We start from the raw sequence: 22,727 nt of genomic DNA on the forward strand, positions 1-22,727 counted from the left end.
GCGGATGGCGAGAGCGCTCCTCCCCGCCCCAAAGATTTTTCCTGAACGAAAGGTTGCTTTGTGAAGCAAACACCCAAGACCTTGGCCGGCATGGTCCAGGACCTGTACGGAAAGCGCATCCACCGGAAGGACGCCCAAAGCAAATCCCGGACGCTCAAGGGTTCGCATTCCCTCGAGGTCAGCCAAGAAGGGCGTTTTCTGCGGATCCATGCGGTGACTGGCCAAAAGCCGCTGGGATTGAGTGTGCTTCACGGCAAAACGGTCATCGAGCGCATCGCGTTTGACTCCCTCGAAGACGCGGGCACGGATGCCTACCTCGCCAACGGCTCCATCGACCTCGCCTCCCTGTGCGAACAATGGAACGCACTGGCCCCCGGGCTCGTGGGGGAGCCCGAGGAGGAAGCCGACGCGGCGGACGGCATCGTCCGAGTTTGCCTCGAATACGAAGGCGAAATCGGCGCACTCCCACTTGGCGTCGCCGCGGTCGAGCTCGCGGCAGTTGAGGGAACACTGACCCGCGCCGAGGTCAATGATTTGGTGGATGAAGGCTCGAGCGAGGTGGGGGAACCGGTGCGGTACCATCGGGTGCTGGGTCGTGCCGCCCGCACCGAACTGGACGCCCTCGAAGGACATGAAGCACCGGAGGGGCTCGCCCGCCCCTACGTCAACAAGCGCGGCGAGCTCGTGATTGCCATGAACCGCGAGATCCGGCACAGTGTCACGCTGCGCACCGACGCCATTTCCGTTGTCGCCGGAAACCTGCAGCTGTCCGGGGTTGCCTACAGCCGGAGTTCGCGTCTGTCGTCCGCACGCCTCCTGGTTCTGGGGCGGCGAAGCGGCCAGGAATTCAGCGGTGCCGTTGACCTTCGGTTCATGCAGGAACAGACCAGCCTGCGCAACGGATTCGGCAGGTACACGTGGACAGCCAAAGCCGCCCTTGCCGATGTCGACTGGGACAAGATCGAGTCAACGGACAACTTCGACCTCTACCTCGAATTTGGCGTCCAGGGCGTCGACGAACCGAAGCGTGTGCGCGTGGCCAGGACTCCGTACGCGATCCGCGCCACCACCCGCGCCGGCGACGTCACCCGCGACGGCAAGACACTTGTCGTCAATCCGTATTACACGTTCAAGGGCAAGGCAACCTCCCTGATTCTTGAAGTGATTGACGAGGCCTCATTCAAGGTGCTCCAGGACTTCAGCCCCGCCAAGCACCTGTTGGCCAGCCGTGGACGCAGGCCCCTCTGGCTCATCGGGGAACTTCCCTACAAGGCCCAGGACAATGGCTACCACTTCTTCCGCTACGTCCGGGAAAACCACCCGGAAATAGACGCCTACTACGTCATAGACAAGGCCTCGCCGGAATTCGAGAACGTCTCCCGGTTTGGCAATGTCATCGGCTACCAGTCGAAGGAACATTTCGAGATCGCCCTGGCCGCGGATCGCATCATTGGATCGCACCACCCCGATTATCTGTACCCCACGCGCCATCCGTCATTCCTGGCGAAGTCACGCGCCGGGAAGGTCTTCCTGCAGCACGGCGTCATGGGAACCAAATGGATGGTTCCCAACTACGGAAAGAAGTCGGCCGGCTTCCAGACAGACCTGTTCTGTGTTTCTTCCGAGCGTGAGAAGTCCTATATCGTCAAGGACTTTGGCTACGATCCCGGCGAGGTGGTCGTGACGGGCCTGCCGCGCTTCGATGCGCTCTTCGACACGGACGTGCCCGTCCAACCCCGACAAGTCCTGATCATTCCCACCTGGAGGGACTGGCTGCAAGACGAAGAATCGTTCCTCGAGTCCGACTACTTCCAGCAGTGGAACGAATTCCTGCATGATCCGGCCCTGGCCGGCCTGGTGCGGGATCAAGAACTTGAACTGGTCTTCTGCCTGCACCCGAACATGCAGCACCTGAGGTCATTCTTCGCCGGAGCGCCGGTCCGGATTGTCGGGCAAGGCGAAGTCGACGTGCAGTTCCTCATGAAGCAAAGCGCGGCAATGGTCACCGACTACTCCAGCGTTGGCTTTGACTTTGGTTTCCTTGACAAGCCCGTCCACTACTTCCAGTTCGACCGTGACCGGTTCCTGGGCACATTGGGATCGCACCTGGACCTGGATCGCGAGTTGCCCGGTCGGATCTCATTTACGCGCGAAGCGCTGATTGAATCCCTGGCCTCCACGGTGCGGCGCGGGATGAAGATGGAAACCACCCACCACGACCGCGCATCCAAATTCATCGTGGCCCGTGACCGCGGCCATTCCGCCCGTGTCTTCGAAGCCATCCGGGAGATGCACGTGCCGCTGGTCGACATCAAGGATCCGCGGGAAAGCGAGTTGGTCGATCGCGCACAAATACGCTTCCGGAACAGCCGCTTCTATTTCCCGCTGATGAAGCGCATGCTGGTGCTCGCCGGCAAGCTGCCCATGGACAACGACCTCGTCGTCTTTGAAGCCGGCCTCGGCAAGCAGTATGCAGACTCCCCGCGCTACATCTACGAGGAAATGCTCCGGCGCGGGGACACGCGCAAGAAGGTCTGGATCTACTCGGGAACCCATGGGTTCACCGACCCAAACACCACGACCGTCAAGCGCCTGTCGCCGGCATACTTCTGGAACCTGGCGCGCGCCAAGTACTGGGTGGTTAACCAGAACCTGCCCTCCTACATGACGCGGCGCAAGAACGGCGTCTATGTCCAAACCTGGCACGGTACTCCGCTCAAGCGGATGCTCAACGACATCGAGGACATCCACGGCCGCGACGACGGGTACCTGGACCGGGTGACGCGTGCCATCGGCCAGTGGACCCACCTCCTGTCGCCAAGCCCCTATGCGACCGAGGCGATGCGCAGCGCCTTTGCATACAAGGGACCGGTCCTGGAACTGGGGTACCCGCGCAACGACCCCTTGCTGCGACCGGAGTCGCGGGTGCGGGCGCAGGAAGTCAAGACCACCCTGGGGATCCCCGAAGGCCACAAGGTCGTGCTCTATGCGCCCACGTTCCGTGACGATGCCAGCAACGGCAAGGGACGGTTCACCTTTGAGCTGCCCTTCGACCTCGAGGCCTTTGACAAGCGCTTTGGGGAAGACACCGTGCTGCTGTTGCGGATGCACGTGCTGGTCAGTTCCGGGCTCCAGATTCCCGAGGAGTTGCGGGGGCGGATCGTCGACGCTTCGGCCTATCCGGAGATCCAGGACCTGTACCTCGCCAGCGATGTCCTGATCACCGACTACTCGTCGGTGTTTTTCGATTTCGCGCTGCTGCGCCGGCCGATCATATTCTTCGCCTACGACCTTGAGAACTACCGCGACAACCTGCGTGGTTTTTACCTGGACTACGAAAAGGAACTGCCTGGACCCATTGTCACCGAAGAGGAGCAACTGTGGTCAACCCTCAGAAGCGCCCTCGACGGTAAACTGGATGAATCCGGACCCAGCGATGGATTCATTTCACGGTTTGCGCCTCATGACGACGGAGAATCAGCAGGCAGGGTGGTCGATGAAATCTTCGGCACCGGGGCTACTGTGACGCAACGCTCTATCCTCAGTGGTTTTGGCTCCCGTCGCAAACCGCGCTAGGATGTAATGTCGGTCTATGTTCTACAGGAGTCATCATTAGCGAAAAGCGTTCAGATCGTTCGTCGTCACACGACATCGATCGCAGTTCGCCCCTGGTTTTCTTAACCAAGGATCTTGGGCGAAGCCCCGGAAACATGACGACCCTTGATGAGGTGGTCGCCGCACCAGCTGAAATCGGTGTGGCACTCATCGGAGTCCGTGAAGGATCAGAAGTTGATCTGGATCTGCGATTCGAAGCCGTGCACGAGGGCATTCTGGTCTCCGGAACCGCCACTGTTGAAATCAGCGGTGAATGCGGACGGTGCTTGGAAGCCATGGCGTACGACTTCGATGCCGACATTCAAGAACTTTTCTACTACGAGGGCTTACACGAGTTCACCGAAGAAGAAGAGCTTGACCAGTACCAGGTTGTAGATGATCGTATTGATCTCGAACCGGTGCTCCGGAATGCAGTGGTGACCGCACTGCCGTTCCAACCGGTATGCCGGGAAGACTGTGCAGGGCTTTGCTCCGAATGTGGAAAAAGCCTGAATGAGGATCCTGAGCATCACCATGAGGTCTTGGATCCTCGTTGGGCAGCGCTTGCCGGGCTGACCGACATCGTCGCAGAGGACGCGACACAGAGTACACATTCAGTCGAGAGAGAAGAGAAGTAGCCGTGGCTGTCCCGAAGAGGAAGATGTCCCGCTCAAACACTCGCGCCCGTCGCGCCCAGTGGAAGGCAACCGCGCCTACCCTGGTGAAGACCATGGAAAATGGCCGCGTCACCTACAGCCTGCCGCACCAGGCAAAGGTTGTTACGGATTCCGCAGGCACCGAGCTGTTCCTTGAATACAAGGGTCGCAAGGTCGCAGACGCGTAAGTCTGTCTGATGCCTTCAACAGAAGAGCTTTTGAAGCGTCTCGGGGTCACTATTGACCCCGAGACGCTTCGTCTTGCCCTCACACACCGTTCCTATGCCTACGAGCATGGTGGCATCCCCACCAACGAGCGCCTGGAATTCCTGGGAGACTCGGTCCTCGGCTATGCCGTCACCGACCACCTCTACAAGAACTACCCGGATCTGCCCGAAGGCGACCTGGCCAAGCGTCGTTCCGCCGTGGTCAGCACCCGTGCACTGGCCGGCATCGCGCGCTCCCTCGGCGTGGGCGAATTCATCCTGCTGGGCCAAGGAGAAATCCTGACCAATGGCAAGGACAAGTCGTCAATCCTTGCCGACACCATGGAATCCCTGATCGGTGCAACGTTCCTCAACCACGGGATCGAAGTTGCCCGGGACATGGTCATGCGCATGGTCCTGCCATTGCTGCACGACGTGGACGTGTTGGGAGCCGGCACCGACTGGAAAACCGCCATCCAGGAGATTGCCGCAGCCAAGAAGCTGGGCATCATCGAGTACCGCGTCACGGGTTCCGGCCCTGACCACGCACGCACCTACGTGGCCGTGCTTCACATCGGCGGCACACCCTACGGCCAGGGAAGCGGACCTTCCAAGAAGGAAGCCGAGCAGGAATCGGCCGCGGCAACCTGGAAAATGGTTCGCCCCCAGGACGACACCGCCAAGGCCAAGTAAGCAATGCCCGAACTGCCGGAAGTCGAGGTGGTTCGACGCGGCCTGGACGACTGGGTCGTCGGCCGGACCGTCGAATCGGTCCAGGTCGTGGATCCGCGATCAGTTCGCCGACACGTCGAGGGCCCAGCCGACTTCGCCGCAAGCCTCACATACACCCGCATCGGCGCCGCCGTACGCCGCGGAAAATTCCTTTGGCTGCTCCTGGACGGATTGCCCACGCCGAGCGCTCTGGTTGCCCACCTGGGCATGAGCGGGCAACTGTTGGTGGAGGAGCCCGCCGCGCCGGACGAGAAGCACCTCAAGGTCCGCCTCGGGCTCTCTCCCGTGGCGACCAAGCCCAACCAACTGCGTTTCATCGACCAAAGAATCTTTGGCGGGATGTTTCTCTCGCAACTGGTGCCCACCGATGACCAATTTCCCGGGGGCATGGGTTCGGAGCTTCCGTGGGTTCCACAAGCCGCGGCACACATTGCCCGAGATGTCTTGGACCCCGCCTCCACGCCCGAGGCCCTCTACCAGGCCTTGCGCAGGAAAAATACCCAGCTCAAGCGCGCCATTCTCGACCAACAGGTGATTTCCGGTGTGGGGAACATCTATGCGGACGAGGCGCTCTGGGCTGCCAAATTGCACGGGCTGCGCTCCACCGCAACGATCCGGCGACCCGACGTGGCGCGTCTTCACGCTGCCCTCGTCGAGGTCATGGGACGTGCCCTGGATGCCGGCGGCACCAGCTTCGACTCACTGTATGTAAACGTCAACGGTGCCTCCGGATACTTCGACAGATCGCTCAACGCCTACGGCCGCGAGGGCAAGGATTGCCGACGCTGTGCCGAGGAAGGCCTGGTCTCGGTGATCAGGCGGGATCCCTTCATGGGACGCTCCTCCTACAGCTGCGCCAGGTGCCAGCGCAAGCCCCGCTGAGCTGATTGGCCCAGCGGGACTCGACCGCTAGCGGCCCTGGATCTCGGAAACGACGCCGTCGTTGAATGGAGTCCACGCTTCGACGGCCCAAGGCCCAAACGGCTTGTCGGTCAGTGTCACGCATGCCGCGCCCAATGCCGGATCGACCCACAGGAACGTCCCCGCCTGGCCAAAGTGCCCATAGGTTTCCGGCGAGTTCAGCAGGCCGGTCCAGTGCGGGGACTTCTCCGAACGGATTTCGAATCCCAGGCCCCAGGTGTTGTCCCTTTGGCGTCCGTAGCCCGGAAGGATCCCGGCAAGATCCGGGAACACCACGTGCGTGGCCTGGGAATGGGTCTGCACATCCAGCAGGGTCGGGCTCTGCAGCTCGGCCGCAAAAGCCACGAGATCGCCGAGCGTGGAAACGCCGTCCGCTGCGGCGCTGCCGTCCAGGGAGGTGCCCGCCATGCCCAGTGGCTGCAGGACGGCCTCACCCAGGTAGTCGGCAAATCTCATCTCCGTGGCCTTCTCTAGGGTTTCGGCAAGGACCTCAAAGCCGACATTCGAATACAGCCGCCTGGCCCCGGGGGCAAAGCGCACCGTTCGTTCGGCAAAGTCGTAGCCGGAGGTGTGCGCCAAGAGGTGCTTTACGGTGGAACCTTCCGGTCCGGCCGGGGTATCGAGCTCGAAGGCGCCCTCCTCCAACGCCACCAGGAATGCATAGGAGCTGAGCAGCTTCGTGACCGAAGCCAGCGCAAAGCGGCGGTCGACGTCACCGTGTGAGCCCAGGACGGCACCGTCGGCGGCAACCACGGCCGAGGCCGCGTGTGTCGAAGGCCATGAATCAATGGCCAAAAGACTCTTCAAGGGGTCTTCTCCTAGCATTCTTGATGAAAATACCTGTCTGCAGGGCCTGACCTACGCCGTTGAGCCAAGGCGACTCGATAGGATGGAGGCCAGCCCTCCGACCACTTTAGCCACCAAAAACCCAGGACGCTTCCACGTGCATTTGAAAACACTCACCGTTCGCGGATTCAAGTCGTTTGCCTCGGCAACGACCTTCGAATTCGAACCGGGTGTCACGGCAGTGGTCGGTCCCAACGGTTCGGGCAAGTCAAACGTCGTGGACGCCCTGGCCTGGGTCATGGGGGAGCAGGGGGCAAAGACCCTGCGTGGCGGCAAGATGGAAGATGTCATCTTCGCCGGCACCTCCGGCCGCGCCCCGCTCGGCCGGGCCCACGTCTCCCTGACGATCGACAACGCCGACGGCGCGCTGCCCATCGAATACGCCGAGGTCACCATCTCCCGGACGCTGTTCCGCGCGGGCGGCTCCGAATACGCGATCAACGGGAATTCCTGCAGGCTCCTGGACATCCAGGAACTTCTGTCCGACTCCGGGCTGGGCCGTGAAATGCACGTGATCGTCGGCCAGGGCCAGCTCGACCGGATCCTGCACGCCACGCCCGAGGACCGCCGCGGATTCATCGAAGAGGCGGCCGGGGTGCTCAAGCACCGTCGGCGCAAGGAAAAGACCGTGCGAAAACTCGACGCCATGCAGGGAAACCTGAACCGGCTCGAGGACCTGACCACTGAGATCCGCCGGCAGCTCACGCCCCTGGGCAAGCAGGCCAAGATCGCCCGCCGGGCCCAGAGCGTGCAGTTCGAGGTGCGGGACGCCAAGTCCAGGCTCATGGCCGATGACCTGGTGACCCTGCGAGCTGCCCTTGACAAGGACATAGCCGACGAGGCCGAGCAACGCGCCGCACAGCAAGTGGTCCAGGGTCGGCTCGAGGAATCCCGCGCAGAACTCACCACACTTGAAGTGGCCGCGGCCCATGCCACCCCGGCCCTGAACAAGGCCCGGGACCTGTGGTTCGGGCTGACCTCGACCCGCGAGCGATTCCGCTCCCTGGGAGCGCTGTCGGCCGAACGTTCCCGCTTGCTGGGTTCCGACGGCGTTGAATTTGACCCAAGCCGCGACCCCGACCGCCTGGAGGCCCAGGCCGAGCGCCTGCGCGATGAGCTGGAGGAACTCGAGGAAAACCTGGAGATGCGCCAGGACCTGCTGGAGGAAGCACTCGAGGCCAAGTCGGATGCCGAGGAAGCGGCCCATGCCGAACAGCAGCGCTTGACCAACGAGCTGCGGGTTGCCGCTGACCGCAGGGAAGGACTGGCCAGGCTCGCCGGCCAGGTGGGCGCCTCCCGCAGCAAGGTCGAGGCCGCCGAGGGCGAGCTGGGCCGTTTGCGCGAGTCGCTCCAGGGTTGGGCTGCGCGCCGCGAGGGCACGGCCAACGAGTTTGCCGCCCTGGAGCAGCAGGCCGCCTCCGTCCAGGACGGCGAGGAGGACCTTGACACGGCCTATGAACACGCCGCCGACCGCCACGAGGCTTTGGTTGCAACCATGGATTCCCAGCGCAAACGGGAACAGGAACTTGCCACGCGGTTGGGTTCCCTGCGTGGAAGGCTTGAGGCCTTGCGTGAGGGTGCCATCCGCAAGGATGCCTCGGAAGACGTCTTGGCCGGCGGGCACGATGGTTTGATGGGTCGCCTCTCGCAATATCTGGAAGTCGAACCTGGATTCGAGGTCGCCGTGGCGGCTGCCCTGGGTCCGATTGCCGAGGCCATAGCGGTGGAGGAATTGGACCACGCGCTGGCAATTCTTGGAGGACTCCGGGAAGCGGACGGGGGTCGCGTCCACCTGGTGAGCGGCAACCTTGACGCGGCCGCCAACAACACATCCCCGGCCCCCTTCGGGAAACATGCGCTGGACGTTATCAGCGCACCCGAGGCCTTGCGCGGCACGCTGGCGCACCTGCTGGGAGCCACGGTGGTTGCCACCGACCTTGCCGAGGCGCAGCAGCTTCTGGCACACGATGCGAACGCCCGTGCAGTGACATTGGCCGGCGACATTCTCACCGCCGGCTCTGCCAGCGGCGGAACCACTGCTGCTCCCTCACTGATCGAACAGACCGCTGCAATCGCGGAAACGGCCGCCGAGCTTGCAGCGGTCGAGGAAAGCCTCGGCGCCCTGCGCCTTGAGGCAGCCGACCTCACGGCCAGGCTCATGTCCGCAGAGGAAGCGGCCGACTCGGCGCTGAGCCGGTTGCACGATTCGGATGCCAGGATTTCGGCTGTGGCCCAGCGAATGGAACAGTTGGGGTCGCTGCTGCGCCAGGGGCAGGGGGAACGCGAACGCCTCGAACAGCAAATCGCGGTGGCCCAGGAGAAGCTTGAGGTGGAGCAGGAGAAGCTCGCCGAGCTCATCGAGCGCCTGGACATGGCCCAGGAGGCCCCCGAGGACCACGAACCCGAGACCGACCGGCGTGACGAACTGGCCGCGGCAGCGGCCGCCGCCCGCCAGAAGGAACTTGACGCGCGCCTGGCGCTGCGCAGCGCGGAGGAGCGGGCCAACGCGCTGCGCGGCCGTGTCGAGTCGCTCAAGCGCGCCGCGGAGACCGAACGCCGCGCGCGTGCGGAGGCGCAACGCCGGGCCGAGATTCGCCGCAAGCAGGCAATTGCTGCCCGCGAGGTCTCGGCAAAGGTCGAGCGCGTCGTCTCCTTCATGGATGTTTCCATCGAGCTTGCCGACAGGGAACGGGAACAATTCCAGGCACGCCGCGAGGAACTGGAGGCGGAGCTGTCAGTGGTCCGCGGCAGGGTCGACAAGCTGGGCCACGAGCTGGCGGAGCTGACCAACTCGGTGCACCGCGACGAATTGGCACGCGCCGAGCAGCGCATGCGCATCGAGACGCTGGAGAACCGGTCCATCGAGGAACTCGGACTGACCAGCGAGCACCTGATCGAGAACTTCGGACCGCACCTGCCGGTGCCGCAGCCGGCGGCCGAGGACGACAAATGGGCGGCCCTTCGCCAGGAAGTCGACGACGAGGGGAACGAAATTCCCGAGGGAATCCCGTTCGACCGGGTGGAGCAGGAAAAACGGCTGAAACGGGCCGAACGGGATCTCTCGGCGCTGGGACGGGTCAACCCGCTGGCGCTGGAGGAGTTTGCCGCGCTCGAGGAACGCCACCAGTTCCTGACCTCGCAGCTCGAGGACCTGAAGAAGAGCCGCAAGGACCTGCTGGACATCATCAAAGACGTCGACGAGCGGGTCGAGCGTGCCTTCACGGAGGCCTATGAGGACACCGCGGCACAGTTCGAGCGCGTCTTTGGCAGGCTCTTCCCCGGGGGAGAGGGACGTTTGGTCCTCACCGACCCGGAGAACATGCTGACCACCGGCATCGAGGTAGAGGCACGCCCGGCGGGCAAGAAGATCAAGCGCCTTTCCCTGCTCTCCGGAGGCGAGCGGTCGCTGACCGCCGTTGCTCTTCTGGTGGCCATCTTCAAGGCCCGGCCCTCCCCGTTCTACGTCATGGACGAGGTGGAGGCGGCCCTGGACGACACCAACCTGGGCCGGCTGATCACGATCTTCGAGGAGCTGCGCGAATCGAGCCAGCTCATTGTGATCACGCACCAAAAGCGCACCATGGAGGTCGCCGACGCGCTCTATGGCGTCACGATGCGCGGGGACGGCGTTTCCATGGTCATTAGCCAGCGCATCGACCGGCTGGCGCACGATGCCGAGCTGATATGATGCTTGTCAATCTTCGATTCATACGTTAAAGGGTGGGCATGGGCTTGTTCGGTTTTGGCAGGAATTCGTCGCGGGCCAGAGAAACGAAGTCCATGAAGCCGGTCGAGGTGGCTCCATCCTCCGCTGCGGTTTCGGTGGCCGAATCGGCGGTTCCTGCGCTGCCGGAATTCAGCGCGCAGGCGGTAACGGAAACAGCCGGTGCCGGCGCGGACGGCTGTGTCATCAGCGTCATCATCCCGGTCTACAACACCATGCCCTACCTTACGGAGTTGCTCAACTCGCTCGAGGGCCAGGACATGGACAAAGACCGCTTTGAGGTCATCGCCGTCAATGACGGCTCGACAGACTACAGTGGCGAGATCCTGGACGTCTATGCCAAGCGCAACGCGAACTTCCGCGTGGTCCACCAGGAGAACAGCGGGTGGCCGGGCAAGCCCCGCAACGTCGGCGTAGACATCGCCCGCGGTGACTACGTCTTCTTCTGCGACGGCGACGACGTGCTGGGACGCGAGGCGCTGCGCCGCATGGCAGAGTACGCCCAACGTCACGACGTGGATATCCTGATTCCCAAGATGGTCGGGTTGGGCGGGCGCAAGGTCATGTCCGGGCTTTACCGGGCGACGCGTCTTGACACCCCGCTGGAGGTCGCGCTGCGCTCGCTAAACCCCATCAAGCTCATCCGCCGGTCGATCATGATCGAGCAGGGGATCCGTTTCAAGGAGGAGCCGGTGCGTCTGGAGGACGGCATGGCCGTCACCGAGGCCTACATGGCGGCCGGGCGCATCTCGATCCTCTCCGACTACGACTATTACCAGGCGCGTTCACGCAGTGACGGGCAAAACATCAGCATTCGGCTCATCGAGCCGCTGGGCTATGTCGGCTCGCTCAGCGAAATCGCCCGGATCGTGACCGAACACGTCGCCGATGCCGAGCGCGCACGGGCGTTGGTGGCTGCACTGTTCATCCGCAAGGGCCTGCGGTTTTACGAAGGCAAGCGCTTCCTGGACTACGACGACGAGGGGCGCGGCCAGTGGGTGGCTGCGCACGCGCAGCTTCTGGAGCGGTTCCTGCCGGCGGAAACCACCGGCCTGTTTGAAGGCGTGCACCGCGTACGGGTGGACGCGATCCGTGCCGGACGGCTTGACGAGCTAGTGCAGCTGGCAGAGGCCGATCTCGCCAGCGCCCGCAACCCGGATCTGGTCACGCTGGACGCCACCGTTTCCGGCGCCCAACTACAGATTCGGAGCTACGCGACGGACCGCACCGCGCACGATCTCGTCGTCGAGGACCGGGACACGGGCCAGAAAACCGGTATTCCACTGGTGGCCGGGCATGGCGGACTGCTGCACGCCGAGTTGGACAGTGCTGCGCTGGCCGCAGCCCTGCAGCGCCTGGGCAACGTCTGGCTCTCGTACAATGCCGAGGCCACCGACCTGCGGCGTGTCGCGATGGACGGCGAAATCCCCAGCGCCGATTCAAACAAGGTGCGCTATTACCGCACGGCACACGGGTTCCTCAGCATCGATGTGCGCAAGGCCGTCTGACGGTTTCCTGACCGAAACCATGCGCGGCTCTTGGTAGGCTGGTCACCCGGGGCCGCCACGGGTGGCTTCCGATTGAACGCGTGGACCGCGCTGCGGTCCACTGACACCCTGGGCGAAAGAGCTTGACTTGATGAATGCTGGAACGATGCGACTGCTGGTATCGGAATTGGCCAACAGGCCCGATGCGGAAGGGCTCTTCACCAGCTTCACCACCAGCCAGGAGGCCGTGCGCGCGACGCTGCCGATCCTCGGATCCACTGTCGCCGTGCGTGCCGTGCCGGACGCCACCGGCTACATGGTCGGCTTTGTCGCACTCAACGCCGCCGCCCTCAAATGGCTCAACGACGTGTTCATCACCAAGGCGTCCGTTGGCTTTGACGCGGCCGGCAACCCGATGCACACCCTGGAACGCGGGGTTGCGGTCGGCCTGCTGTCCGAGGCCATCGTACGGGCCGCCGGAACCGCACTGGCCCTTCGCCGCCAGGAAGAGGCAGGCGACTTCGCCCCGGGCAGCACCGTGGCCATGCACTGGTACTCGGCCAAGTTCAACTTCGGCGACTGGATCGGCCCGCAGCTCGTCCAGGCGTACACCGGGCGCCAGCCCGTGCAATCCGACCGGCCCGGGGTCGGCGGCCGGGTGCTCTACAGCGTCGGTTCGATCCTGCACAGGGTCACCCGCAACAACGTCGATGTCTGGGGCAGCGGCCTGATGCGCCCGCTGACCGCCAAGGAGATCGAGGTCCGCTCGGCACTCAAGGGCGTGAAGATCCACGCGGTGCGCGGCAAGGAGACCCGTCGCGAACTGCAGGAGTCGCTCGGGTGGGACGTCCCTGAGGTGTACGGGGACCCGGCACTGCTGTTGCCCGACATCATTCACCCGGCCGAGGCACCGCACGGTCAGGTGGCAGTGGTCCCGCACTACGTGCACCTGCCGCAGCTCGACCTGCAGGGAATCGGCGGACGACTCGTTGACGTACGCGGCGACGTCAAGACCGTCGTCGAGCAGCTGGCAGGGGCAAGTGCCGTGGTCTCCAGCTCGCTGCACGGACTGATCGTGGCCCAGGCCTACGGGGTGCCGTGGGTGTGGCTGGACGTGACGGACCACCAACTCGGTGGCAAGGACTTCAAGTTCGAGGACTTCTTCACGTGCCTGGACCGCAACGCGGTCAGTCGCGTGCGGATCTCCAAGGAACAGCTGGCCACCACCGACCTTGCCGCCTTCGCGGCGCAGGCCACGCTCCCGGAACTGCACATAGACCTGGAACTACTGCGCGACGCCCTGCCCGTGGCTCCTGCAGAGGGACCGCTGCGCGGGCAATACCGAGCCGAGATCCCAGCGCTGCGGTAACCTCCACGCTGTGCACGTACCTTCCTGTGCCCCTCCCGGTGACGACTGGTGAGGGGCGCTGTGCACTGCCGGGAAAGTGTTCGCGGCCCTGCACAAGTCCGGGATTAGCGTTTCTGGGAGGTTTGTTCGGTCGCCTCGCGCCTTTCCCTGACCGGGAGCCAAGCAATGACCCCCATCAGTCCCAGGGCGCCACTGACAGTGAATGCCCACCCGAAACCTGCCCGGTCGGCGATCAGACCGGCCAGGATCGGACCGATGATGGAACCGAAGTCGGTTGCCATCTGGAAGGTGGCCATGACCTTTCCGCCGTTGCGGCCCTGGCCGACCACGTCAGCGATGGCAGCCTGCTGTGCCGGCCCCATCAGCCCGGTCCCGAGGCCCCCGATGACCGACAAGGCGATGAATAGGGGAATGGTGTCGACCCAGCCGATGGCGGCGGTGGCCAGCGAGGCAACGGTCAGCCCGACCAGGATCGGCAGGCGGCGGCCGTAGGTGTCGGTGAGCCTGCCCGCCACGGTCAGGGCCGCACCATTACCCACGGCGAAGATCGCCAGCGCCAGGCCTGCGAGCAGCGTGCCCTGCGAGGCGAAGGCGGCGACGGCAAAGAGCGGAATCAGGGACATCCGCACGCCGAAGGCCATCCAGCCATTGGTGAAGCCGGAAACCAACGCCGCCTTGAAAGACGCCGCGCCCCAGGCCTCGGACAGGGGTATTCGGTCGGCCACAGGAGCTGCCTTTTCCGCAGCCGTCTTCACGGTTGCGCGGCGCGAGTGGGACAGGGAGAAATAGACAATAGAGGCCGCGACCACGAGTGCCCCGCCGTAAATGAAGAACGGGATCCGGAAGCCCATGCCCGCGGCAAGGGAACCGAGTACCGGGCCTGCGACGTTGCCCAGCAGGAAGGAGCCGGAATACAGCCCGGCGATGCGGCCGCGGATTTGGGGCGGTGACATGCGGGCGATCAGGGCCATGGCCGAGACGGTGAACATGGTCGAGCCCAGGCCGCCCAGGCCGCGGAAGATCAGCAGCTGCGTGTAGGACTGGGCAAAGCCGCAGAGGATGGTCGAGGCGGCGACGATCAGCACGCCGGTGACGTATACGGCAGGCTCTCCCAGCCAGTCTGTCAGTTTGCCGCTTACCGGGGCGAAAACCAGGCGGGCGAAGGCGAAGATGCTGACAATGACGCTCGCCGCCGCAACGCCGACATTAAAGCTCGTGGCGAATTGCGGCAGGATCGGGGCAATGAGCCCGAATCCGAGGGCGACAACGAAGGCGGCCGCGACAAGCACGCGGATTTCACGGGGTACCGACGGCAGTTTCCGCAAGTCGGCATTAACCGACTTTTTCGGGAAATTGGGGGTCGAGGCATTCTTTGGCATAAGTAAGACAAGTTTAGTCTGTGAGAAGCTAGGACGGTGTCAGAACAACTTAACTTGATCATTGTCCTCGTAGCAGTGGTTGCCGTCGTCGGTATTGGTGCTGCCTTCTTCCTTGTCCGGGGCCGGAAGGCACCCAAGGGAACGTACACCGGTCCACGCGACGCCAACGACCCAGCGCCCACCCTCACCGCCGAAGCACCCACCACCGAGGCCCCCGAAACGGGCGCCCCGGTGGATACGCCGCAAGCCCCGGAGACCGAGGTCGCCGAGGAAGCCGCCGGCAAGGTCTTCGTCCCCATCGACGTCCCCGAGCCCGTCCAGGGTCGCCTGGCACGCCTGCGGGCCCGACTGACGAAGTCGAACAACGTCCTGGGCAAGGGCCTGCTGGCCCTGCTGAGCCAGGACAAGATCGACGAGGACGTCTGGGACGAAATCGAGGAGACCCTGCTCCTGGCCGACCTGGGAACCGAGCCAACCCTCGAGCTCGTGGACGCCCTGCGCGAGCGCGTCAAAGTCGAAGGCAGCCGGGACCCACAGCGCGTCCACGACATGCTGCGCGAGGAACTCATCAAGCTGGTCGACCCGACCATGGACCGAAACTTCATCCCCGTCCGCCACGCGGACCGCCCCAACGTGATCATGGTGGTCGGCGTCAACGGCGTCGGCAAGACCACGACCATCGGCAAGCTAGCCCGCGTGTTGGTCGCTGAGGACAAGGACGTCATCCTGGGTGCGGCCGACACGTTCCGCGCCGCTGCCGCCGAGCAGCTGGCCACCTGGGGGGACCGCGTGGGCGTTCCCACCGTCAAGTCCGACATCGATGGCGCCGACCCCGCCTCCGTGGCCTTCGAGGCAGTGACCGCCGGCATCGAGCAGGAAGTCGACATCGTCATGATCGACACCGCCGGCCGGCTACAGAACAAGGTCGGGCTGATGGACGAGCTGGGAAAGATCAAGCGCGTCATCGAAAAGAAGGCAACTGTGGACGAGGTCCTCCTCGTCCTCGATGCAACCACCGGCCAGAACGGCCTGAACCAGGCCAAGGTCTTTTCCGAGGTCGTCAACGTCACCGGCATCGTGCTGACAAAGCTCGACGGCACCGCCAAGGGCGGCATCGTTGTCGCCATCCAGCGCCAGCTCGGCGTGCCGGTCAAGCTGGTCGGCCTGGGCGAGGGACCGGACGACCTGGCGCCATTCGATGCAGCGGCGTTCGTCGACGCACTGCTGGACTAAGGACAAATGATTCAAGAAACGCAAGGAACCACCCAAGTCAAGGGCCGGCATTTCGCCGAGCCGAGCGCCCCGGGAACATACCCTGGAGTGCTCGGGGGAACAAAGCAAGGGGTGTCCAAGAACTTCCGCGGCGACATCCAGGGACTCCGTGCCATCGCGGTGTCCCTGGTGGTCGTCTACCACTTGTGGCCACAGCGACTGACCGGCGGTTTCATAGGCGTCGACGTTTTCTTTGTGATCTCCGGATTCCTGATCACCTCGCACCTGATGAAGCGTCCCCCGAAGTCGTGGTCGGACTTGGTGGCCTTCTGGATGCGGCGGGTCAAGCGACTGCTGCCCGCCTCCTTCCTGGTCTTGGGGGCCACGTTGGCCGCCATTCCGCTGTTTGCCCCGGTGACTGTGTGGAAGGATTGGGCCAGCCAGATCGTTGCCTCGACCTTCTACGTCCAGAACTGGCGGTTGGCGTCAACCAGCGTGGACTACCTCGCAGCAGACAACGCCGTATCGGCGGTCCAGCACTTCTGGTCGTTGTCCGTTGAGGAACAGTTCTACCTTTTCTGGCCGGTGATCATTGCCGCGCTGGTGGCCCTGGCTGTCATGCTGCGCAAAAATACCGGGGTGGTGGTCGCGACCGGCATTGCCCTGATAGTGGTGGCCTCGCTGGTTTTCTCTTCCATCTCCACCGTGACCGATCCGGGAATTGCCTACTTCTCCACCATTACCCGTGCCTGGGAACTCGCCGTCGGCGCCTTGGCGGCCGTGCTTCCCGCAGCAAGCACGATGCTGCGTCGGTCGAGGTTCAACGCCTTCCTCGCCTGGATCGGGTTGCTGGCCATCGCCTATGCAGGTGTCACCTACAGCGGTGCCACCCCTTTCCCCGGCTATGCCGCGGCCTTGCCCGTCCTTGGCACAGCTTTGGTGATTTGGGCCAACGCTTCTCATGCCCACTCGCCCAATGGCCTGCTGGGCCATTCGGTGTCGCGCTTCCTCGGCGACCACTCGTATTCGATCTACCTGTGGCATTGGCCGCTTATCGTATTCTTGCCGTTCTACAGTGGAGAGCTCGGCCTGCTGGACAAGGCCGCAATCCTCGCGGCGACAATCGTCCTTTCAATGATCACCAAGCGCTATGTGGAGGACCGCTTCCGCGCCCGCCTGGACACGGGCAGGATCCTGACCGGAGGGCGATTCCTGTTGGCCGGGACTGTAATCCTGGGTCTCCTCGGAGCCGTCATGGTCAATGCCGGGTCGAGCAATGAGGAAACCGGTGACAAGCTGGCGACCGAAATCCAACGTGTGCAGGCTGAAGTCGGCGTGGAATGTTTCGGCGCCGCGGCGATGGTGAACTCCTGCGCCAACACCGGTGCATCGCCAATGGTCCCCTCGCCGGCAGCTGCCAAGAACGACAAGTCCCAGGCGTATGCTGACGATTGCTGGTCCAATGGCGACTATAGCGAGCGGCCCGTCTGTACTTATGGCGACGGCAAGATCCAGGTTGCGCTCACCGGCAATTCACATGCCGGACAATGGCTGCCGGCTCTGACTGAGATTGCCGACCGCCGGGGATGGACCATCACCACTTATATTGCTTCCATCTGCGCGCCTTCGGATGCCCCGATTGCCCTGGATTCCCAGGCCAAGGCAGATGGATGCCTTGAATATGGGCGTTGGGTCAAGGAACAAACCGCAGGCGGTAAGTTCGATCTCATCATTACGTCGAACCGCCAGGGCCTCCCGGTGCAGGGATACGAGATGAAGAATACCGAAAAGCCTGCCAAGGCGGGTTACGCCAGCTATCTTGCGGACTGGGAATCGGCGAAGGCCCCTATCGTGGTGATCCGCGATTCGCCATACCCGGGGAACACCGTGAAGAATGTTCCTGACTGCCTGGCTACCAGCAAAGCCGCGATGAACGACTGCTCCGGAACACCCAAGTCATGGAAATCGCTTGATCCCCTTGCCAGCGCCGCAGAGGAGAGCGACTTTCCCTACGTGAGCACCCTGGACATGACTGAGTACTTCTGCAACGAAGATACGTGTCCTGCGGTCATCGGCTCGGTGGTTCCGTATTTCGATGCTTCCCACCTCACCGCGACCTTTGCCCGGTCAATCACCGATCCGTTGGAAAAGAGGATCATTGATGCAGTGCCCGGTCTTTAGCCGAAGGGCTTAGGGCATGGCGAAGGCGGCCACGGTATATCCGCGGCCGCCTTCGCCATGCCACCCGCGTTCCCGAAACAACGCCGAAATATGGGGGACACCTTCCTTTTACCTCCAGGCGAATTCGGTAACCGCCACGAAACGGTTGGTCGTGTTGGACGTAACACCGTCAGGGAATCCTTGAATCAGTCGGGAAACACTCGCAAACGATTCAGGGAGGCGTTAGACATGGAGCTAACAACGACTCAGGTATGGATGATGGTGTGCGCCGCACTCGTCCTGCTGATGACCCCGGCACTGGCATTCTTCTACGGCGGAATGACCCGGGCCAAGAGCGTACTGAACATGATGATGATGAGCTTTTCGGCCATCGCGCTCGTCACCGTGGTGTGGGTGCTTTGGGGCAACTCCATTTCGGGCGGCGGCGCGAACGTTGCCGGCTTGTTCGGAAACCCCGCAGACGGTTTCGGGATGGGATCAATGCTCGGCACCGATGGCTTCATCGCCGCCGGGTACGGAGCGACCTTCGCGATCATCACCGTTGCGCTGATTTCCGGCGCCATTGCCGACCGTGCCAAGTTCAGCGCCTGGATGGTTTTCGTCCCCGTCTGGGTGACCCTCGTCTACGCCCCCATCGCCTTCTGGATCTGGGGCGGCGGCATCCTCGGTGAGGACGGGGCCATCGGCTCCGTGGTCGGGGAGGCCATCGACTTCGCCGGCGGCACCGTGGTCCACATCAACGCCGGCGTGGCGGGCCTGATCCTCGCACTCATCCTCGGCAAGCGCCGCGGCTTTGCCAAGGATCCCAGCCAGCGCCCGCACAACATCCCCTTCGTCATGCTCGGTGCCGCCCTGCTCTGGTTCGGCTGGTTCGGGTTCAACGGCGGAGCGGCCAGCACCGCCGAGGAAGCCGGCCTGATTTGGGTCAACACGCTCGCAGCCCCTTCGGCCGCACTGCTGGGCTGGCTCGTGGTTGAACGCATCCGCGACGGGCACAGCACCTCCCTGGGAGCGGCATCGGGCATCGTCGCGGGACTGGTGGCCATCACCCCCGCCTGCGCCAACATCAGCCCGGTCGCTGCGATCGGCCTTGGCCTTCTTGCCGGCGTTGCCTCCGCCCTCGCGGTGGGGCTGAAGTACCGCTGGGGCTACGACGACTCCCTGGACGTGGTCGGTGTGCACCTGGTTTCGGGGATCATCGGCACCCTCGCCCTGGGCTTCGTTGCCCTTCCAGTTGACGGCGAGGGCGGCGGCCTGTTCTACGGCGGCGGACTCGCCCAGCTCTGGGCCCAGATCGTTGCCTGCGTCGTGGTCATGGCCTTCACGGCCATCATGACAACCATCATCGGCCTGGCAATCCACAAGTTCATGGGCTTCCGCATCAGCACCGAAGAGGAAATCGCCGGCATCGACCTGATGCAGCACGCCGAAACCGGTTACGAGTTCGGCGGCCTGGGCACCGGCGGAACCTTCGTTCCGCACCCGGCCACCTCCGCACACCTGAAGTCCGCAGACCGAGCCAAGGAAGAGGTCAAGGCATGAAACTCGTGACAGCCATCATCCGGCCCGAAAAGACCGACGAGATCCGCGACGCGCTTGAATCCTACGGCGTCCAGGGAATGACCATTAGCCAGGCCAGTGGTTACGGCCGGCAGCGCGGCCACACCCAGGTTTACCGCGGGGCGGAATACACGGTCGACCTGCTCCCCAAGGTTCGCCTCGAGATCCTGGTGGAAGAGAGCACCTGCGACGACATCCTTGACGTTCTGATCTCCACCGCCAACACCGGCAGCGCCGGGGACGGGAAGATCTGGGTGACCCATGTTGAGGAAGTGATCCGGGTCCGCACCGGAGAACGCGGCCTGGCCGCTGTCTAGGCGGGCGCCACCTGGAATTGAGCGCCTGCGACAAGGCCCCAACCAAATTGGTTGGGGCCTTGTCGCCGTCGGGGAAGAAAATGATTCCGGGCCGCGGACCAGGACAATTCCGATCATGCGCCGCTTGCCCGGCGGAAGACGGCGCCGTCAGCAGACGTTCGGCGTCCCATCCGCGCGGTAGGCGACCGTCGAGTCCAGCACCAGCGGGCCGCCGAGCAGCACGTTGGTCCAGCCCTTCATCGAGACCAATGCGTTGGACACCGAGGACGGGAGGCAAGTCTTCTGGGCCAGCAGCAACGGTGCCCCGTTGTACCCGGCGGCCACGGCCCCGGTGAGGCCGTCAGGGAAACGGGCCCCGGTGGCAATGAACTGGCGCTGGGACCCGCGGGACCAGAAGGCCTTGGCGATGAGCGCGCTGGTGTCGTACAGGGTCCTGCCCCCGTACCGGATCACCGTTGCGTTCGGCACCGCACGGCGCACCTGTGCCTCCGCCTCGGCGGAAATGGCCAGCGGTCCGCCGGCCAGGTACACGCGGGCGGGATTGAGCCGCTTGAGGCTGGCCAGCGTCGTGGCCGGGACAGCGGACTGTGCGGTCAGCAGCATCGGGGCCCTGCGTCCGGCGGCCACCGCGGCAAGCGACATGGCGTCCTCGAAGCGCTGGCCGGTTGCGAGGAAGACCGCCGGGGCCGAGGACCAGTTGGCGGCGATTTTTGAGCTGGTGTCATAGAGGGAATTGCCCCATACCCGGGTGACCGGTCCATACGCCTTCAGCTTCGTCACGGTCGCGTCACTGATGGCGATCGGGCCCCCTAAGACCAAGATGTTCTGGGGATTCAGGCGTTGAAGCTCGGCGGCGACCGAGGAGGGGATCGACCCCTTCTTGATCAGCAGCAGCGGCGCTTTTTTCAGCGTCGCCAAGGGGGATCCGGCAAGTGCGTCGGGGAAGTTCTCGCCGGAGGCAACGACCACGGTCGAGGTCGTCGAGGGGAAGGTCCGTCGCGAGATCGCCACGGGCGTGTCGTAGAGCGTGGCACCGTAGAGACGGACCGGGGCAAGGCGCGTTGGCGGCACGTAGTTGCCGAGGTAGCTGGTGAGCAAGCGGTACGGGGTGGAGCGCCGGTTGCGCGCGAAGTCGCGCAGGGAAGTCAGGTCGCCGTTCCACACGTTGGCGTCCACGTCCTTGTCCGGTCCGATCAGATCGGCGTTGGACGCGTACTGCCAGATGTTGAATGTCGTCCAGCCCTCGGGCAGCTCGCGCGGGTTCTTGGGAACCTCCGCGGTGGGGAACACCGAGACATGCAGCGGCCAGCCCTTGAAGGCCGTGGAGTCGCCGGTGCACTTGTCCCACCAGGACTGGGCGGTGTAGATCATGGGCAGGCGCCCGGTCGCCGCCTTGACGGTGTTCCCGAAGTCGCTGATCCAGGTGACCAGCTGGGCAGGCGTCATGCCGTAGCAGACGTTGCCCTTGCCTGCGGAGTAGGCGGTTGCCGTGTACGGGTTCCACTCGATGTCCAGCAGGGGCGGAAGAGTCTTTTCGTCGGCGGTCCAGCCGCCGCCGTTGGCCAGGAACTGCTTGGCCTGGGCGGCTCCCGAGGAGTGGGCCGGCATGGCGAAGTGGTAGGCGCCGCGCATCAACCCCTGGTTGGCGGAGCCGGTGTAGTTCTGGGCGAACTTGGGATCCTTGAACAGCGTGGTGGGCCAGGACTGGGTTGCCTTGATGTAGGCAAAGCGGGCACCCTTGCCCCAGGCATGGGCCCAATCGACGTCACCCTGGTGGTGGGAGACGTCGACGCCGAGGACTCCCGGCGGTCGCCAGGTGCGCAGGTCCTCGCGCGACGCGGGGACCGACACCCCCGCGGGTGTGGCCTCGAATGCGGCACCGGTGGTGGAAATGCCCGCCGGGAAGGCACCTCCGCGTTCAAGGGCCGCACCCGAGGCAGTGGGGCTAGTCTCGGAGGACGGTTCGGTCTCTGTGCCGGGGGCGTCCAACTGTTCCGGCGAAGTCGCGGCCAGCTCCTCGGTGGCGGCAGCCAGTGACTCCAGTTCCGCCAGGGTAGGGGCCTTCGGGTCGCCGGATTCCTCGATGCGCCGCTGGCCCTGGCCGAGCTGGGCATCCAGGGCCTGGATTCCAACGGCCGTGAGTGCCTGCTCTGACAACTCGACACGCTCGGGGGCGGTGAGCTTGGCCGCGGACTTTAGTTCCGTGCGGATGTCCTTGGCGGCCACGGCGGCTGCCCCGGGATTGACGTCCGGGACATCGAGGTCCTTGGTGGCCGGCTTGAGGGCCGATTCCAGCAGCGTTGCGGCACCCGATTCCGGAGGCGGCTTCTGGCCTGGTGCCTTGGACGTGGTGGTACCGGCCTCGGTGTCGGGCACCGGGGTTGCCGCGGCCGGACCGGCCACCGCAAGGGGGACGACCAGCGCTGCCGCGAGGGAAAGGGCGAACAAACGGGGCAGTGACGACCGGAATTCCGGCATGGGTGGTCCTTGGGGTCGGGGACGTTATTCAGCGCGGGGCGATGGCCAGTATACAAAACGGGCCA

General features: G+C 64.1%; 15 protein-coding genes. 12 read left to right on the forward strand and 3 right to left on the reverse strand.

What is annotated here, in order from left to right; all coding sequences use genetic code 11:
* Positions 1-60 precede the first annotated feature (60 nt).
* The 5 genes from KRR55_RS16835 to mutM all read left to right on the forward strand — a co-directional run bounded on the left by KRR55_RS16835 (position 61) and on the right by mutM (position 6,070).
* Complete coding sequence (locus tag KRR55_RS16835; RefSeq protein ID WP_336245153.1) at positions 61-3,576, forward strand: CDP-glycerol glycerophosphotransferase family protein; 3,516 nt, start codon at positions 61-63, stop codon at positions 3,574-3,576.
* A 92-nt stretch (positions 3,577-3,668) separates the two neighbouring features.
* The gene (locus tag KRR55_RS16840; protein ID WP_217390510.1) at positions 3,669-4,232 is read left to right on the forward strand and encodes a YceD family protein; all 564 of its coding nucleotides are present in this window, start codon (positions 3,669-3,671) and stop codon (positions 4,230-4,232) included.
* Between the two features lie 2 nt (positions 4,233-4,234).
* Positions 4,235-4,438 carry a 50S ribosomal protein L32 gene (rpmF, locus tag KRR55_RS16845; RefSeq protein WP_007273166.1) on the forward strand — a complete coding sequence of 68 codons (204 nt, stop codon included), beginning with the start codon at positions 4,235-4,237 and terminating at the stop codon, positions 4,436-4,438.
* Between the two features lie 9 nt (positions 4,439-4,447).
* Positions 4,448-5,149: a ribonuclease III gene (gene rnc, locus KRR55_RS16850; RefSeq protein ID WP_217390465.1), complete on the forward strand. Its 702-nt coding sequence runs from the start codon at positions 4,448-4,450 to the stop codon at positions 5,147-5,149.
* Positions 5,150-5,152: 3 nt separating this feature from the next.
* Positions 5,153-6,070: a bifunctional DNA-formamidopyrimidine glycosylase/DNA-(apurinic or apyrimidinic site) lyase gene (mutM, locus tag KRR55_RS16855; RefSeq protein WP_217390466.1), complete on the forward strand. Its 918-nt coding sequence runs from the start codon at positions 5,153-5,155 to the stop codon at positions 6,068-6,070.
* A gap of 27 nt (positions 6,071-6,097) precedes the next feature.
* On the opposite strand, the gene KRR55_RS16860 is transcribed toward mutM, so the two are convergent.
* Positions 6,098-6,916, reverse strand: a complete 819-nt coding sequence (locus tag KRR55_RS16860) for a serine hydrolase domain-containing protein (RefSeq protein WP_217390467.1) — start codon at positions 6,914-6,916, stop codon at positions 6,098-6,100.
* Positions 6,917-7,052: 136 nt separating this feature from the next.
* Between KRR55_RS16860 and smc the strand changes: the two genes are divergently transcribed.
* The 3 genes from smc (at position 7,053) to KRR55_RS16875 (ending at position 13,535) form a co-directional block, all read left to right on the forward strand.
* Entirely contained in the window at positions 7,053-10,643 is a 3,591-nt protein-coding gene (smc, locus tag KRR55_RS16865; RefSeq protein ID WP_217390468.1) for a chromosome segregation protein SMC, read from the forward strand.
* Between the two features lie 92 nt (positions 10,644-10,735).
* Positions 10,736-12,187: a glycosyltransferase family 2 protein gene (locus tag KRR55_RS16870; protein WP_217390469.1), complete on the forward strand. Its 1,452-nt coding sequence runs from the start codon at positions 10,736-10,738 to the stop codon at positions 12,185-12,187.
* A 145-nt stretch (positions 12,188-12,332) separates the two neighbouring features.
* Positions 12,333-13,535: a polysaccharide pyruvyl transferase family protein gene (locus tag KRR55_RS16875; RefSeq protein WP_217390470.1), complete on the forward strand. Its 1,203-nt coding sequence runs from the start codon at positions 12,333-12,335 to the stop codon at positions 13,533-13,535.
* 104 nt (positions 13,536-13,639) lie between these two features.
* Here the strand turns inward: KRR55_RS16875 and KRR55_RS16880 are convergent, their stop codons facing one another.
* On the reverse strand, positions 13,640-14,914 hold the full coding sequence (locus KRR55_RS16880) for an MFS transporter (protein ID WP_217390471.1): 1,275 nt from the start codon (positions 14,912-14,914) through the stop codon (positions 13,640-13,642).
* A 36-nt stretch (positions 14,915-14,950) separates the two neighbouring features.
* On the opposite strand from KRR55_RS16880, the gene ftsY reads away from it, so the two are divergent.
* The 4 genes from ftsY (at position 14,951) to KRR55_RS16900 (ending at position 20,184) form a co-directional block, all read left to right on the forward strand.
* Positions 14,951-16,147, forward strand: a complete 1,197-nt coding sequence (ftsY, locus tag KRR55_RS16885; RefSeq protein WP_217390472.1) for a signal recognition particle-docking protein FtsY — start codon at positions 14,951-14,953, stop codon at positions 16,145-16,147.
* Between the two features lie 6 nt (positions 16,148-16,153).
* Entirely contained in the window at positions 16,154-18,307 is a 2,154-nt protein-coding gene (locus KRR55_RS16890) for an acyltransferase family protein (protein WP_217390473.1), read from the forward strand.
* A 228-nt stretch (positions 18,308-18,535) separates the two neighbouring features.
* The gene (locus tag KRR55_RS16895) at positions 18,536-19,849 is read left to right on the forward strand and encodes an ammonium transporter (RefSeq protein WP_217390474.1); all 1,314 of its coding nucleotides are present in this window, start codon (positions 18,536-18,538) and stop codon (positions 19,847-19,849) included.
* Entirely contained in the window at positions 19,846-20,184 is a 339-nt protein-coding gene (locus tag KRR55_RS16900) for a P-II family nitrogen regulator (RefSeq protein WP_217390475.1), read from the forward strand. Before KRR55_RS16895 ends, KRR55_RS16900 begins: the two co-directional genes overlap by 4 nt.
* Before the next feature lie 147 nt (positions 20,185-20,331).
* Here the strand turns inward: KRR55_RS16900 and KRR55_RS16905 are convergent, their stop codons facing one another.
* Positions 20,332-22,662, reverse strand: a complete 2,331-nt coding sequence (locus KRR55_RS16905; RefSeq protein WP_217390476.1) for a cell wall-binding repeat-containing protein — start codon at positions 22,660-22,662, stop codon at positions 20,332-20,334.
* Positions 22,663-22,727 lie beyond the last annotated feature (65 nt).

This window comes from Paeniglutamicibacter quisquiliarum (assembly GCF_019084045.1).
Taxonomy (GTDB): Bacteria; Actinomycetota; Actinomycetes; order Actinomycetales; family Micrococcaceae; genus Paeniglutamicibacter; species Paeniglutamicibacter quisquiliarum.